Source organism: Streptomyces sp. SS1-1, assembly GCF_008973465.1.
Classification (GTDB): domain Bacteria; phylum Actinomycetota; class Actinomycetes; order Streptomycetales; family Streptomycetaceae; genus Streptomyces.
The window spans coordinates 4,678,165-4,691,108 of record NZ_WBXN01000004.1 but is presented as its reverse complement, the minus strand read 5'-3'; the positions used below and the strand labels follow the sequence as shown (position 1 = coordinate 4,691,108).

At 73.3% G+C, this 12,944-nt stretch carries 14 protein-coding genes; 4 read left to right on the top strand and 10 right to left on the bottom strand.

What is annotated here, in order from left to right:
• Positions 1-4 precede the first annotated feature (4 nt).
• Positions 5-1,138, top strand: coding sequence for an Mrp/NBP35 family ATP-binding protein (locus F8R89_RS23030; protein ID WP_151785720.1), 1,134 nt, complete (start codon positions 5-7; stop codon positions 1,136-1,138).
• Between the two features lie 75 nt (positions 1,139-1,213).
• On the opposite strand, the gene F8R89_RS23025 is transcribed toward F8R89_RS23030, so the two are convergent.
• From F8R89_RS23025 to sigE, 5 genes are all read right to left on the bottom strand, one after another.
• Positions 1,214-1,882, bottom strand: coding sequence for a hypothetical protein (locus F8R89_RS23025; RefSeq protein ID WP_225994467.1), 669 nt, complete (start codon positions 1,880-1,882; stop codon positions 1,214-1,216).
• Positions 1,883-2,099: 217 nt separating this feature from the next.
• Positions 2,100-2,555 carry a sec-independent translocase gene (locus tag F8R89_RS23020; protein ID WP_151785718.1) on the bottom strand — a complete coding sequence of 152 codons (456 nt, stop codon included), beginning with the start codon at positions 2,553-2,555 and terminating at the stop codon, positions 2,100-2,102.
• 140 nt (positions 2,556-2,695) lie between these two features.
• Positions 2,696-4,774, bottom strand: a complete 2,079-nt coding sequence (locus tag F8R89_RS23015; RefSeq protein WP_151785717.1) for a trypsin-like peptidase domain-containing protein — start codon at positions 4,772-4,774, stop codon at positions 2,696-2,698.
• Positions 4,775-4,877: 103 nt separating this feature from the next.
• The gene (locus F8R89_RS23010) at positions 4,878-5,849 is read right to left on the bottom strand and encodes an anti-sigma factor family protein (RefSeq protein WP_151785716.1); all 972 of its coding nucleotides are present in this window, start codon (positions 5,847-5,849) and stop codon (positions 4,878-4,880) included.
• Positions 5,846-6,616, bottom strand: a complete 771-nt coding sequence (gene sigE / locus F8R89_RS23005; RefSeq protein ID WP_225994466.1) for an RNA polymerase sigma factor SigE — start codon at positions 6,614-6,616, stop codon at positions 5,846-5,848. The genes F8R89_RS23010 and sigE overlap by 4 nt, the downstream gene beginning before the upstream one ends.
• Positions 6,617-6,779: 163 nt before the next feature.
• Here sigE and F8R89_RS23000 point away from each other — a divergent pair, with 163 nt between their 5' ends.
• Entirely contained in the window at positions 6,780-7,478 is a 699-nt protein-coding gene (locus tag F8R89_RS23000) for an O-methyltransferase (protein WP_318841317.1), read from the top strand.
• 88 nt (positions 7,479-7,566) lie between these two features.
• On the opposite strand, the gene F8R89_RS22995 is transcribed toward F8R89_RS23000, so the two are convergent.
• The gene (locus F8R89_RS22995; RefSeq protein ID WP_003966491.1) at positions 7,567-7,734 is read right to left on the bottom strand and encodes a DUF3117 domain-containing protein; all 168 of its coding nucleotides are present in this window, start codon (positions 7,732-7,734) and stop codon (positions 7,567-7,569) included.
• A 383-nt stretch (positions 7,735-8,117) separates the two neighbouring features.
• On the opposite strand from F8R89_RS22995, the gene F8R89_RS22990 reads away from it, so the two are divergent.
• Complete coding sequence (locus F8R89_RS22990; RefSeq protein ID WP_151785713.1) at positions 8,118-8,921, top strand: enoyl-CoA hydratase/isomerase family protein; 804 nt, start codon at positions 8,118-8,120, stop codon at positions 8,919-8,921.
• A 49-nt stretch (positions 8,922-8,970) separates the two neighbouring features.
• On the opposite strand, the gene F8R89_RS22985 is transcribed toward F8R89_RS22990, so the two are convergent.
• On the bottom strand, positions 8,971-9,558 hold the full coding sequence (locus F8R89_RS22985) for a DNA-3-methyladenine glycosylase I (protein WP_151785712.1): 588 nt from the start codon (positions 9,556-9,558) through the stop codon (positions 8,971-8,973).
• On the bottom strand, positions 9,555-9,908 hold the full coding sequence (locus F8R89_RS22980) for a DivIVA domain-containing protein (RefSeq protein ID WP_151785711.1): 354 nt from the start codon (positions 9,906-9,908) through the stop codon (positions 9,555-9,557). Before F8R89_RS22980 ends, F8R89_RS22985 begins: the two co-directional genes overlap by 4 nt.
• Before the next feature lie 138 nt (positions 9,909-10,046).
• Here F8R89_RS22980 and folP point away from each other — a divergent pair, with 138 nt between their 5' ends.
• Complete coding sequence (gene folP / locus F8R89_RS22975; RefSeq protein ID WP_151785710.1) at positions 10,047-10,907, top strand: dihydropteroate synthase; 861 nt, start codon at positions 10,047-10,049, stop codon at positions 10,905-10,907.
• A 33-nt stretch (positions 10,908-10,940) separates the two neighbouring features.
• On the opposite strand, the gene F8R89_RS22970 is transcribed toward folP, so the two are convergent.
• Together F8R89_RS22970 and dapE are read right to left on the bottom strand one after the other, a co-directional pair.
• Entirely contained in the window at positions 10,941-11,699 is a 759-nt protein-coding gene (locus tag F8R89_RS22970) for a TIGR00730 family Rossman fold protein (RefSeq protein WP_151785709.1), read from the bottom strand.
• Positions 11,700-11,817: 118 nt separating this feature from the next.
• A complete protein-coding gene (gene dapE, locus F8R89_RS22965; protein WP_151785708.1) occupies positions 11,818-12,897 on the bottom strand; it encodes a succinyl-diaminopimelate desuccinylase in 1,080 nt (359 codons plus the stop codon).
• Between the last annotated feature and the right edge of the window lie 47 nt (positions 12,898-12,944).

Genomic DNA, 12,944 nt, shown 5'->3' with positions numbered 1-12,944 from the left:
CCTTATGGCTACGGAAGACGCGGTGCGCGAGGCACTGGCGACGGTGAACGACCCCGAGATCAACCGCCCCATCACCGAGCTGGGGATGGTCAAGTCGGTGGAGATCGGTGCGGACGGTGCGGTCGCGGTCACCGTGTACCTGACGGTCTCCGGCTGCCCGATGCGCGACACCATCACGCAGCGCGTGACGGACGCGGTCTCCCGCGTCGAGGGCGTGACCCGGGTCGACGTCACGCTCGACGTGATGAGCGACGAGCAGCGCAAGGAGCTGGCGAACGCCCTGCGCGGCGGCCAGGCCGAGCGTGAGGTCCCCTTCGCCAAGCCGGGCAGCCTGACCCGCGTGTACGCGGTCGCCTCCGGCAAGGGCGGCGTCGGCAAGTCCTCGGTCACGGTGAACCTGGCGGCTGCCATGGCGGCCGACGGTCTGAAGGTGGGCGTCGTCGACGCCGACATCTACGGCCACAGCGTGCCGCGCATGCTGGGCGCCGACGGGCGTCCGACCCAGGTCGAGAACATGATCATGCCGCCGTCGGCGAACGGCGTGAAGGTCATCTCCATCGGCATGTTCACGCCGGGCAACGCGCCGGTGGTGTGGCGCGGCCCGATGCTGCACCGCGCGCTCCAGCAGTTCCTCGCGGACGTGTACTGGGGCGACCTCGACGTCCTGCTGCTGGACCTGCCGCCCGGCACCGGCGACATCGCGATCTCGGTCGCGCAGCTGGTCCCGAACGCCGAGATCCTGGTCGTGACGACCCCGCAGCAGGCCGCCGCCGAGGTGGCCGAGCGGGCCGGCTCCATCGCCGTCCAGACCCACCAGAAGATCGTCGGCGTGGTCGAGAACATGTCGGGCCTGCCCTGCCCGCACTGCGGCGAGATGGTCGACGTGTTCGGCACGGGCGGCGGCCAGACGGTCGCCGACGGCCTGACCCGCACCACGGGTGCGACGGTCCCGGTCCTCGGCAGCATCCCGATCGACGTCCGCCTGCGCGAGGGCGGCGACGAGGGCAAGCCAGTCGTCCTGAGCGACCCGGACTCCCCGGCGGGCGCGGCCCTGCGCTCGATCGCGGGCAAGCTGGGCGGGCGGCAGCGCGGCCTGTCGGGTCTGTCGCTGGGGATCACGCCGAAGAACAAGTTCTGAGTCCTGACCCGCCCTCAGGGGCGTAGGTGCGCCGAAGGGGCGCCGCGGTTTCGCGGCGCCCCTTCGGCGTACGGGTCAGGCGTAGGACGCGATGTCCTTGATCATGGCGAAGCCCAGGCCGTACGCGCTCATGCCGCGGCCGTACGCGCCCACGTGGACGCCTTCCTGGGTGGATCCCGCGAGGACCCAGCCGAACTCGGACTCGCGGTAGTGGAACGGGGTCGGCACCCCGTCCACCGGCAGGGACAGCGTCGACCAGTCCGGGCCGTCGAGGTCGTCGGCGAGCGCCCAGGCCGTCTCGGTCTGCTGGTCGAGCCAGTCGTCCCGCAGCGAGTGGTCCATCTGGCCCGGCCAGGTGAAGGACAGCAGTCCGACGCCGGCCAGCCAGGCCGCCGAGGAGACCGTGGTGGCCTCCAGCAGGCCCGTGCCGTCGGCGCTGCGGCGGGACGGGTTGGCGGCGACGGTCACGACCACCGCGAACTTCTCACGGCCCTCCGCCGCCTCGTTGAGGACGGACGGTTCGTCACCGTGCCCGATCGAACCGTGTTCCACGGCCCCGTCGGCCGCCGTGCCGACCTGCATCAGCCAGCGCGGCCCGGTGAAGGCCTCGTCGAGGCCGTACCAGGGGAAGGGCGCCAGCAGGTAGCCGTCGACCGTGCGCCGGGCGGAGGGGACCGGTTGGCCGCCCTCCTCGGTCGGTGCCTGCGCGACCGCCCGACTCGTCGTCTGACTCGTCGTCTCCATGTGCCCGGACGCCTCCTCGATCTCGCCGGACCAGCCCGGCCCGCCCCCCTTCGGGCGTACTCGTCCAGTCCGCACAACAACTCGGCAGCATAGCCACACCGCTGCTGACAGCCGGGAAGCCGCCCGGCGCGCGAGGCGCGCGGACGGCGGGTTCAGGCCGTGCGGGGGTCCGGCCGGAGTATGAGAAGCGTCACGTACGGGCGGGGCGCCGGGTCTCTCAGGTGGCGTCCGCGTCGTACGGCGGGTGCTCGACGCGCGGGGTGTCCGGCTTCTTCGTCATGTCGACGGACCTCTTCGTCATGTCGACGCGGCCGCCCCCGGACAGGGCCGGCCCGGCGGCCGGCTCGGTCTCCCGGCCGTGGACGGCGTCGGTGACCTCGGCTATCTCCTTCTTCAGGTCGAAGCCGTTGCGGATCTCCTTGAGCCCCAGTTCCTCGTTGTCCAGCTGCTTGCGGATGAAGGTCTTGGGGTTGAGGTCCTCGAACTCGAAGTCCTTGAACTCCGGGCCGAGTTCCTTGCGGATGTCCTGCTTGGCGCTCTCCGAGAACTCGCGGATCTTGCGGATCGTCCGCGTGACGTCCTGGATGACCTTGGGGAGCTTGTCCGGACCGAAGACGAGCACGGCGAGGACGATCAGCGTCACCAGCTCGAGCGGTCCTATGTCATTGAACACCTGAAGCTCCTTGCGATGTCCTCGGTCCTCGGCCCTCGGTGGTCGCGCGCGGGTCTTTCCGTGGTCCGGGCCGCCCCCACGTTACCCGGCGATCCACCACGACCGGTACTGTGCCGGGCGGTATGAGACCGGTGTGAGTGTCACCGCCCGCTCGACGAGCCCAGCGTCAGCTCGAGCGTGATCTCCTTGCCGTCCCGTTTCAGCGTCAGCTCCAGGCGGTCGCCGGGGCGGTGGGCGCGGGTCTTGATGATCAGTTCCTCGCCGGAGTGGACGCGCGCGCCGTCGATCTCCGTGATGACGTCGCCGGGTTCGATACCGGCCTTGGCGCCGGGTCCGCCCTTGGTGACGGCGGGGCCGCCGTCGCCGTCCTTCGTCCCGACGCGGGCGCCGTCGCCGCTGTACCCCATGTCGAGGGTGACGCCGATCACCGGGTGGGTGGCCTTGCCGGTGTTGATCAGTTCCTCGGCGACGCGCTTGGCCTGGTTGACCGGGATGGCGAAGCCGAGGCCGATCGAGCCGGCCTGGCCGCCGTCGGGTTCGGCGCCGCTGCCCGCGGAGCGGATGGCGGAGTTGATGCCGACGACCCGGCCGGCGCCGTCGAGCAGCGGGCCGCCGGAGTTGCCGGGGTTGATGGGCGCGTCGGTCTGCAGTGCGTCGACGTACGACACGTCGCTGCCGTCCCCGCTCTCGCCGCCGGCGGTGATGGGACGCTGCTTGGCGCTGATGATCCCGGAGGTGACGGTGCCTTCGAGGTCGAAGGGGGCGCCGATGGCGACGACCGGGTCGCCGACCTGGACGTTCTCGGAGTTGCCGAGCGGCAGGGGCCGCAGTCCGCTGACGCCGGTGACCTTCACGACCGCGAGGTCGTAGCCGCTGTCCCGGCCGACCACGGTCGCCTTGGCGGTGTCGCCGCTGTGGAAGGTCACGGATATCTCGCCGTCGCTCCCGGCGGGTTCGACGACGTGGTTGTTGGTCAGGATGTGACCGCGGTCGTCGAGCACGAACCCGGTGCCGGTGCCCTGTTCCGAACGGCCGCGCACATGCAGGGTGACGACGCTGGGCAGGGCCCGGGCGGCGATCCCGGCGACGCTGTCCGCGGCCCGGCCGGGCGCCTCGACGCCGGCCTGCGGCAGCTTCACGGTGTCCAGGCCGCCGTTGCGCTCGAGATAGGCGCCGAGGGCTCCGCCGACGCCGCCGGAGATCAGCGCGATGACGAGGGCGCCGACGAGGAGCGCCCCCTTCACGCGCCTGCGCCGGCGCATCCCGGCACCGGCGCCGCTCTCCTGCAAGGGCGCCGCCGCCGCGCGCTCGGCCGCACGGGCCCAGGGGTCGTAGTTCCGCCAGGGGTCGAGAGGGGCGCCCTGGGCGCCGGGCGCGCCGGGCACCGCGGGAACGGCAGGCGGCGGCGCGTCCGCGAGGGCGGGATCAGGCACGGGGTGGGCGGGGGCGCCGGGGGGCGCCTGGTGATGGGGCGCGGGCACGGGGTGGGCGGGGGCCGCCTGCTGGTGGGGCGCGTGCGGAGCCGGTGGGGCCGCCTGGTGGTGGGGCGCGGGCGGACCGGAGACGGGCGGTGCCGCTCCCACCGGGATGCCGTGGGCCGGCGTGGCCGCCGGGTGCTGGACCGGCGGGGCGGGCGCCCAGGGGCCGGGCTCACCGTAGGGCGGCGTGCTGTAGGGGTCGGGGTCGTGCAGGGGCCGCGGGCCGGCGTCCCCGTGCGGAGCGGGGGCCACGGGAGCCTCGGCGGCGGTGCCGGGGGCTTGCGGGGCATCTGTGCCGGGAACCTGCGGGGCCTCCGTCCCGGGCCCCCGCGCGGCTTGCGTGCCCGAGGCATGCGGGGCTGCCATGCCCGAGGCCCGCGCGGCTCCCGTGCCCGTGCCGGCGTTCCCCGCCGGGGTGTTGAGGGCCGAGGCGGGCGCGGCCGGTACGTCCGGTGCCGTGCCCGGCGCTGACGTCCCCTCCCCGCCGTCCCGCGCCTGAGGCACCGACGCTCGCCCCGGGCTCGCCAGTTCGAAGTCGCCGTCGGTCGGGGTGGGGGTGCCTGGGCCGGAGGCGGGCGGGAGGGTGTAGTCGTCGTCCTCGCGGCCCGGCGTCTCCTCGGGGCTCGCGGGGCTCGCCAGTTCGAAGTCGCCGTCGGCGGGAGCGTCGGACGGGCCCGGGGAACCCTCCTGCGGCCGGGGGCGGTTCCACCACTTCGCCCGCGTGGGCTTCCCCTCGTTCATGCGCTGCTTCCTACTCACGTCGGCCACCCGTCCCGCGGGCACGCGGACGCGCGGCCCACCCCGGATTCAACCAGGTTCGTGGGCCGCGGCGCAGAGGGCCGGGTCAGGGGCCGGTGGCCGGAGAGGCGGAGGGTGAGGAGGTCGTGCCGGGGACGGGTGCGGCGAGCAGGCCCGGGGTGGCGGTGGTCCCGGGGTCCTTGGACCAGGAGGTCAGGCTGAGCGGCGGGGTGGCGCTCAGCGGACGTATCAGCGGGGACATGGCGGCGGCGCCCGCCACCACCGGGGCCGTCAGCGTCCGCATGTCCTGCGCCGCCGACGAGACCGGCGTCCCGGGGAGGAGCGGAGCGGGCGTCCGGGTCGGGGCGACCGGGGTCCGCGCCGCGCCGGACGCCTGGCCCTGCGCGAACAGCGGGCCGGCGCCCCGGCGGCGCTGGGTCTCCGGTGCCGTGGTGGCGCCGGTGCCCTGGGAGCGGGCCGGCGTCACATTGCTGCCGCCGGAGCCGCCGCGCGCCTCGGTGTCGGTGGGCACGCTGCCGGTGACCCCGCCGAGGGCGAGGGCGGCCAGCGACACGGCTCCGGCGGCGACGAACGCGAACCGCATCCGGGAGGACGCGTGGCGGTCGGGGTCCTGACGGCCGTTCACCGGGTGGGTGCGAAAGCCCCGGTCGGCCCCGGTGAACGCGGCGGCGTGCCCGCCCGAGGGGACGTACCCGAACTCGAACGCGTCGTCCCGCCTCACTCCGAAGACGCCCGCGGTGCCCGGCCGTCCGGCCGTCCCGAATCCGCCCCCGCCGAGCGGCGAGCCGCCGCCGTCGAGGTCACCTCCCCCGGGGAGGCCCTGGAGCCGGGCCAGGAAGCTCTCGGAGGGCGACGGGGGCGCCGCCTCCGCGAAGACGTTCTTCAGCCGGCGCTGTGCGTCGACCTCGGCCTTGCACCGGGCGCAGGTCGCCAGGTGGGCCAGGACGCGCTCACGCGTCTCATGACCGAGCTCTCCGTCCACGAGGGCGGAGAGGCGGTCGCCAAGGTGCTGCTCGGCGAGGAGCCGTTCGGTGGGGTCGGGTCGAAGGCCGCTCACGCGCTCGCGCCCCCTCCCCCCAGAGCGGCCACGCGCGGCACGAAGGAGCGGCGCTCGGCGCGCGCCTCCGGCGAGCGGTGGGCGAGGGCCTTGCGCAGCTGCGACCGGCCGCGGTGGATCCGCGAGCGGACGGTGCCGAGCTTGACGCCGAGGGTCGCGGCGATCTCCTCGTAGGACAGTCCCTCGATGTCGCACAGGACGACCGCGGCGCGGAACTCCGGCGCGAGGGTGTCGAGGGCCTGCTGGACGTCCGCGTCGAAGTGGGCGTCGTTGAAGACCTGCTGGGGCGTCGGCTCCTTGCTGGGCAGCCGCTCGGCGGCGTCCTCGCCCAGCGCGTCGAAGCGGATGCGCTGCTTGCGGCGCACCATGTCGAGGAACAGGTTGGTGGTGATGCGGTGCAGCCAGCCCTCGAAGGTGCCCGGCGTGTAGGTCGACAGGGAGCGGAAGACACGGACGAAGACCTCCTGGGTGAGGTCCTCGGCGTCGTGCTGGTTGCCCGTGAGGCGGTAGGCGAGCCGGTAGACGCGGCCGCTGTGCGTGCTGACGATCTCCTCCCAGGTGGGCGGAGTCCACGCCTGCCCGTCCGCGTCGGTGGAGAAGGTCGCGGTCTGGGCGAAGTCGCCGGCGTGGCTGTGGTCAGCGGTGTCGTTCACGGATTTCGGCCTGCCCGCCGATCCGAGGAAGCGCCGCAGCACCCCTCCCCGATCCGCAGGCGCAGCCGCACCTCCCCTATCGGCTCTGGTGGTGTCCAGTGGAGCCCCTACCATAGCCACCTCGCCCGTTAGCTCCGGATAAGCGGTTTTCCCTGAGTTTGAGCTGGGGTGACACGGCTGGTGCGCCTGCGTCAGCACTTGCTCGTGACCCTGCTCGTCATCGTGATCCAACCGTGTCCCCCCGCTCGTCTTCCCACCCTTCCAAACGCGCGGTCCCATCTGCGGGTTCCCGGGCGCAACGGATACAGTCACGCCGAGGCAACCACGGGGACAGGAGAGGGTCATTACCGGCAACCGGCAGACGAGCTGGGCGTTCGCCGACGCCTACGTCGCCGAGGACGACGTCCTGCGCTGGGCCCGGGACCGGGCCCGCGAGGCGGGACTGCGCTCGGTGTCGCCCGGCACGGGCGCCGCGCTCGGGTTGCTCGCCGCCACCGTGGACGCCAAGGCGGTCGCGGAGATCGGCACCGGCACCGGCGTGTCGGGCATCCATCTCCTGCACGGCATGCGCCCCGACGGGGTGCTCACGACCGTGGACTCGGAGCCGGAGCACCAGCAGTTCGCCCGCCAGGCCTTCCGGGCCGCGGGCTTCGCCGGCAACCGCGCCCGCTTCATCCCGGGCCGCGCGCTGGACGTCCTGCCGCGCCTCGCGGACGCCGGGTACGACCTGGTCTTCTGCGACGGCGACCGGCTGGAGTTCCTCGACTATCTCGCCGAATCGTTGCGTCTGCTGCGCCCCGGCGGCCTGGTCGCGTTCGAGGGCGTCTTCGCCAACGGCCGTACCGTCGACTCCGGACCGCAGCCCACCGAGGTCATACGGGTCCGGGAGCTGCTGCGGGCCGTGCGGGAGAGCCAGGAGCTGGTCCCGTCGCTGCTGCCCGTGGGCGACGGCCTGCTGTGCGCCGTCAAACGCTGAGCCCCCGGAACCTTGCCGGGCCCGGAACGCGGTGACCCCGGCATCCGTGGAATGCCGGGGCCACCGAAAGGGTAGGGTCGCGTCCGCGTCAGCCGACGACCTTCTTGAGGGCGTCGCCGAGCGCGTCGGCCTCGTCAGGGGTCAGCTCGACGACGAGCCGACCGCCGCCTTCGAGCGGAACGCGCATGACGATGCCCCGCCCCTCCTTGGTCACCTCGAGCGGGCCATCGCCCGTCCGCGGCTTCATGGCCGCCATGCTCGTTCCCCTTCCTGAAACCAGCTCATCGTCAAAGCCGACGGCCCCATGGAGGGCACGCGTCTCGGGAGTGAGACACGCGACACCGGCATCGAACACATTGCTTCCCAGCCATTATCCCGCATGCCAGGACCCGATGACCAACATCAGTAGGCATCGCTTGGGCAACGCGCGCGAGCAAAACCACTCAATTCGGCGATGTGGCTGCCATACTGCGCCACCCCGCGCACTTCGGCGGCACACGCCCGGGCGTGCGTTCTTTGACGCAGGTCACACCTCGCGTGCCCGTGGCGGCCCATGATCTCCGCCATGCTGTCCCTCAGACATGGGCGTACCGACGAGTACGAGTACGCCCGGAGCCGCCACACCGGAGGGGATACGCCATGGCCGACACCGTGCTCTACGAGGTGAGCGACGGGCTGGCGACGATCACGCTGAACCGCCCCGAAGCGATGAACGCGCTGAACATCGCCGCGAAGGTGGCCCTGCGGGACGCGGTGGAGGCCGCCGCGGGCGACGACGCCGTCCGGGCCGTGCTGCTGACGGCGGCCGGGGAGCGGTCGTTCTGCGTGGGTCAGGACCTGAAGGAGCACATCGGGCTGCTGGCCTCCGACCGGGAGTCCGGGACGAAGCTGACCATGACCACGGTCAAGGAGCACTACAACCCGATCGTCCGGGCGCTGGCCGGGATGCGGAAGCCGGTCGTGGCAGCGGTGAACGGCGTCGCCGCCGGGGCGGGCCTCGGCTTCGCGCTGGCCGCCGACTACCGGGTGGTCGCGGAGACCGCCGCCTTCAACACGTCGTTCGCCGGGGTGGCGCTGACCGCCGACTCCGGGATCTCCTGGACGCTGCCGCGGGTCGTGGGCCCGAGCCGCGCCACCGACCTGCTGCTCTTCCCGCGCAACATCAGCGCGCAGGAGGCGTACGACCTGGGGATCGCGAACCGTCTGGTGCCGGCGGCCGAGCTGCGCGCCGAGGCCGAGCGGGTGGCGCGCGGGCTCGCCGCGGGCCCGACGGTGGCGTACGGGGCGATCAAGGAGGCGGTGGCGTTCGGGCTGACGCACTCCCTGGAGGAGACCCTGGAGAAGGAGGACGAGCTGCAGACGCGCGCGGGCACCTCCGAGGACCACGCGATCGCGGTGCGGGCCTTCGTGAACAAGGAGAAGCCCTCCTACCTGGGCCGCTGACACCCGGGCCGCTGACACCCCGGCCGCCGGGCGGAGGGCGCCGCCCGCGTCAGGCGGCGCCCCGCGCGACGCAGTCCGCCAGATGGTCGTCGACCAGGCCGCACGCCTGCATCAGGGCGTACGCCGTCGTCGGGCCGACGAACCGCAGCCCCCGCTTCTTCAGCGCCTTCGACAGGGCCGTCGACTCAGGGGTGACCGCGGGGACGTCCGCCAGGGTCTTCGGGACCGGGCGGGCGGCCGGGTCCGGGGCGTGGGACCAGATCAGGGCGTCGAGCTCGCCCGGGGCCCAGCCGGCCAGCACCTTCGCGTTGGCCACGGTCGCCGCGATCTTCAGCCGGTTGCGGATGATCCCGGTGTCGGCGAGGAGGCGTTCCTCGTCGGCTTCCGTGAACGTGGCGACCCGGGCGATCTCGAACCCGGCGAAGGCCGCCCGAAAGCCCTCCCGGCGGCGCAGGATCGTGATCCAGGACAGCCCGGACTGGAACGCCTCCAGGCTGAGCCGTTCGTACAGGGCGTCGTCGCCGTGGACGGGGCGGCCCCACTCCTCGTCGTGGTAGGCCACGTAGTCCGGGGTGGACAGGGCCCAGGGGCAGCGCCGGGCGCCGTCCGGGCCCGCGAGGGCCGAACCGTCGCTCACTGGTCCTCCTGGTCGGGCTTGTCCATGGAGACCTGGCCGCGCGGCGCCCGCGCTCCGGCCAGCGCGGACTCCAGGTCGGCGATGCGCGCGTCGCGCTCGGCGAGCTCGGCGCCGAGGCGGCTGAGGGCGTCGTCGACGTCGGCCATGCGGTAGCCGCGGGCGGCGAGCGGGAAGCGCAGGGTCTCGACGTCGGCGCGGCCGACGGGGCGGTCCGGCGGGAGCGGGTCGTGCAGCCGCTCGGGCGCGGCCTCCGGCAGCGGTCCGTCGCCCTCGCCGCCGCCCACCACGGCGAGCGTCACCGCGCCGACCACGACGGCCAGCGCGACGACCAGGAACAAGAACATGAGCATCGCTGTGGCCCCCACGGTCCGTGATGCGAGCGGTCGGGTGTGTCAGGGTCCGATCGTGCCATGCGACGCTGACGGTTAGGGTCGCAGGCGGCCCGAAGGGCGTACGCAGCGGGAATGTCGAGGGAAGGTCAACAGGGGATGCTCAGGCTGGGCAGTCGCGAGTTCGGCGCGCACGAGCCGGTGATCATGGCGATCGTGAACCGGACCCCGGACTCCTTCTACGACCAGGGGGCGACGTTCCACGACGAGCCGGCCCTCGCGCGCGTGGAGCAGGCCGTGGCCGAGGGCGCGGCCATCATCGACATCGGCGGCGTCAAGGCGGGTCCCGGCGAGGAGGTGTCCGCCGAGGAGGAGGCGCGGCGCACGGTCGGGTTCGTGGCGGAGGTGCGGCGGCGTTTCCCGGACGTCGTGATCAGCGTGGACACCTGGCGTGCCGACGTCGGGGCCGCGGTGTGCGAGGCGGGGGCGGATGTGCTGAACGACGCCTGGGGCGGGGTGGACCCCGGTCTGGCGGAGGTCGCGGCCCGCTACGGCGTGGGCCTGGTGTGCACGCACGCCGGGGGTGCCCGGCCGCGTACCCGGCCGCACCGGGTGACATACGACGACGTCATGGCGGACATCCTGCGGGTGACCGTGGGCCTGGCGGAGCGGGCGCTCGCGCTGGGGGTGCCCCGCGAGTCGATCCTGATCGACCCGGGGCACGACTTCGGGAAGAACACCCGGCACAGCCTGGAGGCGACCCGGCGGCTCGGGGAGATGGTGGAGACGGGCTGGCCGGTGCTGGTCTCCCTGTCCAACAAGGACTTCGTCGGGGAGACCCTGGACCGGCCCGTGAAGGAGCGGGTGGTCGGGACGCTCGCGACGACCGCGGTGTCCGCGTGGCTGGGCGCCCAGGTGTACCGGGTGCACGAGGTGGCGGAGACCCGGCAGGTGCTGGACATGGTGGCGTCGATCGCCGGGCACCGGCCGCCGGCCGTGGCGCGGCGGGGACTGGCCTGAGCCCTCCCCGCCACGCTCCTCAGGTGCCCGGGGTCAGCGGCCCGCCTCCTTGGAGACCAGGGCGACCGCCTCGTCCACGTCGTCGGTGACGTGGAACAGCAGCAGGTCCTTCTCGGACGCCTTGCCCTGGGCCACCAGGGTGTTCGTCAGCCAGTCCACCAGGCCGCCCCAGTACGCGGTGCCGAACAGCACGATCGGGAAGCGGGTGACCTTCTGGGTCTGGACGAGGGTCAGGGCCTCGAAGAGTTCGTCGAGGGTGCCGAGGCCGCCCGGGAGCACCACGAACCCCTGGGCGTACTTGACGAACATCATCTTGCGGACGAAGAAGTACCGGAAGTTCAGGCCGATGTCGACGTAGGGGTTGAGGCCCTGCTCGAAGGGCAGCTCGATGCCCAGGCCGACGGAGGTCCCGTTCGCCTCGAGGGCGCCCTTGTTGGCCGCCTCCATCGCGCCGGGGCCGCCCCCGGTGATCACGGCGAAGCCGGCCTCGACGAGGCCCTGGCCGAGCCGGACCCCGGCCTCGTACTCCGGGGAGTCCACCGGGGTGCGCGCGGAGCCGAACACGCTGATCGCGGGCGGCAGTTCGGCGAGCGTGCCGAAGCCCTCGATGAACTCCGACTGGATGCGCAGGACCCGCCAGGGGTCGGTGTGGACCCAGTCGGTGGGGGCCCGCTCGTCCAGCAGGCGCTGGTCGGTGGTGCCCGCCTGCACCTGGTGGCGCCGGCGCAGCACCGGCCCCAGCCGCTGCTCGTCGGGTGGCTGCTTTTTCCCCTCGGGGTTACCGGTAGCCATGTGCGCTCCCTCCGTGTGCCAGGTCGTTCCGCCTCAGCGTAGATCTACGCGGGTTACCCGCGAGGGACGTCAGCATGTCCGCCCCGCGTCGCCCCAAACCCCCGGCGCCCCGATCGGGTCACGCGGTGAGCCACGCGCGCAGCCGCTCCTCCCCCGCGAGGATCTTCGCCGTCTCGACGCGCTCGTCCCGCTTGTGCGCCAGGTGCGGGTTGCCGGGGCCGTAGTTCACGGCGGGGACGCCGAGGGCGGAGAAGCGGGAGACGTCCGTCCAGCCGTACTTGGGCCGCGGGACGCCCCCGACGGCCTCCATGAAGGCCGCGGCGGCCGGGTGGGACAGTCCGGGCAGGGCGCCGCCGCTGTGGTCGTCCACGACGAACTCCTCGACGCCGCAGCCGGCGAACACCTCGCGGACGTGCGCGATCGCCTCCTCCTCGGTGCGGTCGGGGGCGTAGCGGAAGTTCACGGTGACGACGCACTCGTCGGGGATGACGTTGCCCGCGACGCCGCCGGAGATGCCGACCGCGTTCAGGCCCTCCCGGTACTCCAGGCCGTCGATCACCGGGTACCGCGGCTCGTAGGAGGCGAGGCGGGCCAGGATCGGGGCGGCCGCGTGGATGGCGTTGGAGCCCATCCAGGAGCGCGCGGAGTGCGACCGCTCGCCCTTCGTCTTCAGCAGTACGCGCAGGGTGCCCTGGCAGCCGCCCTCGACCTCGCCGTCCGAGGGCTCCAGGAGGACCGCGAAGTCGCCCTCCAGCCACTGCGGGCGGTTCTCCGCGATGTGCTTGAGGCCGTTGAGCTCGGCGGCGACCTCCTCGTTGTCGTAGAAGACGAACGTGAGGTCGCGGTTGGGGGCCGGGACGGTGGCCGCGATGCGCAGCTGGACGGCGACGCCGGACTTCATGTCGCAGGTGCCGCAGCCCCACAGGACGCCGTCGTCGTCGAGCCGCGAGGGCACGTTGTCCGCGATGGGCACGGTGTCGATGTGCCCGGCGAGGATGACGCGCTCCGGCCGGCCGAGGTCGGTGCGCGCCAGGACGTTGTTGCCGTACCGCTCGACCGTCAGGTGCGGCAGGGCGCGCAGGGCACCCTCGATGGCGTCCGCGAGGGGCTTCTCCGAGCCGCTCTCGGAGGGGAGGTCGACCAGCCGGGCGGTGAGCAGGGCGGCGTCGAGGCTGAGGTCAAGGGAGGTGTCGGCCATGGGGCCGACCCTAACCCGCCCTCCTGATCCGCGGTCCCGTCCCTCTT

What these genes read in the sequence shown, in the direction of transcription:
- F8R89_RS23030 (WP_151785720.1), top strand. Translation starts at nt 5, where the DNA reads ATGGCTACGGAAGACGCGGTGCGCGAGGCACTGGCGACGGTGAACGAC.
- F8R89_RS23025 (WP_225994467.1), bottom strand. Translation starts at nt 1,882, where the DNA reads ATGGAGACGACGAGTCAGACGACGAGTCGGGCGGTCGCGCAGGCACCG.
- F8R89_RS23015 (WP_151785717.1), bottom strand. Translation starts at nt 4,774, where the DNA reads ATGAACGAGGGGAAGCCCACGCGGGCGAAGTGGTGGAACCGCCCCCGG.
- sigE (WP_225994466.1), bottom strand. Translation starts at nt 6,616, where the DNA reads ATGGTAGGGGCTCCACTGGACACCACCAGAGCCGATAGGGGAGGTGCG.
- F8R89_RS22995 (WP_003966491.1), bottom strand. Translation starts at nt 7,734, where the DNA reads ATGGCGGCCATGAAGCCGCGGACGGGCGATGGCCCGCTCGAGGTGACC.
- F8R89_RS22990 (WP_151785713.1), top strand. Translation starts at nt 8,118, where the DNA reads ATGGCCGACACCGTGCTCTACGAGGTGAGCGACGGGCTGGCGACGATC.
- F8R89_RS22980 (WP_151785711.1), bottom strand. Translation starts at nt 9,908, where the DNA reads ATGCTCATGTTCTTGTTCCTGGTCGTCGCGCTGGCCGTCGTGGTCGGC.
- folP (WP_151785710.1), top strand. Translation starts at nt 10,047, where the DNA reads ATGCTCAGGCTGGGCAGTCGCGAGTTCGGCGCGCACGAGCCGGTGATC.
- F8R89_RS22970 (WP_151785709.1), bottom strand. Translation starts at nt 11,699, where the DNA reads ATGGCTACCGGTAACCCCGAGGGGAAAAAGCAGCCACCCGACGAGCAG.
- dapE (WP_151785708.1), bottom strand. Translation starts at nt 12,897, where the DNA reads ATGGCCGACACCTCCCTTGACCTCAGCCTCGACGCCGCCCTGCTCACC.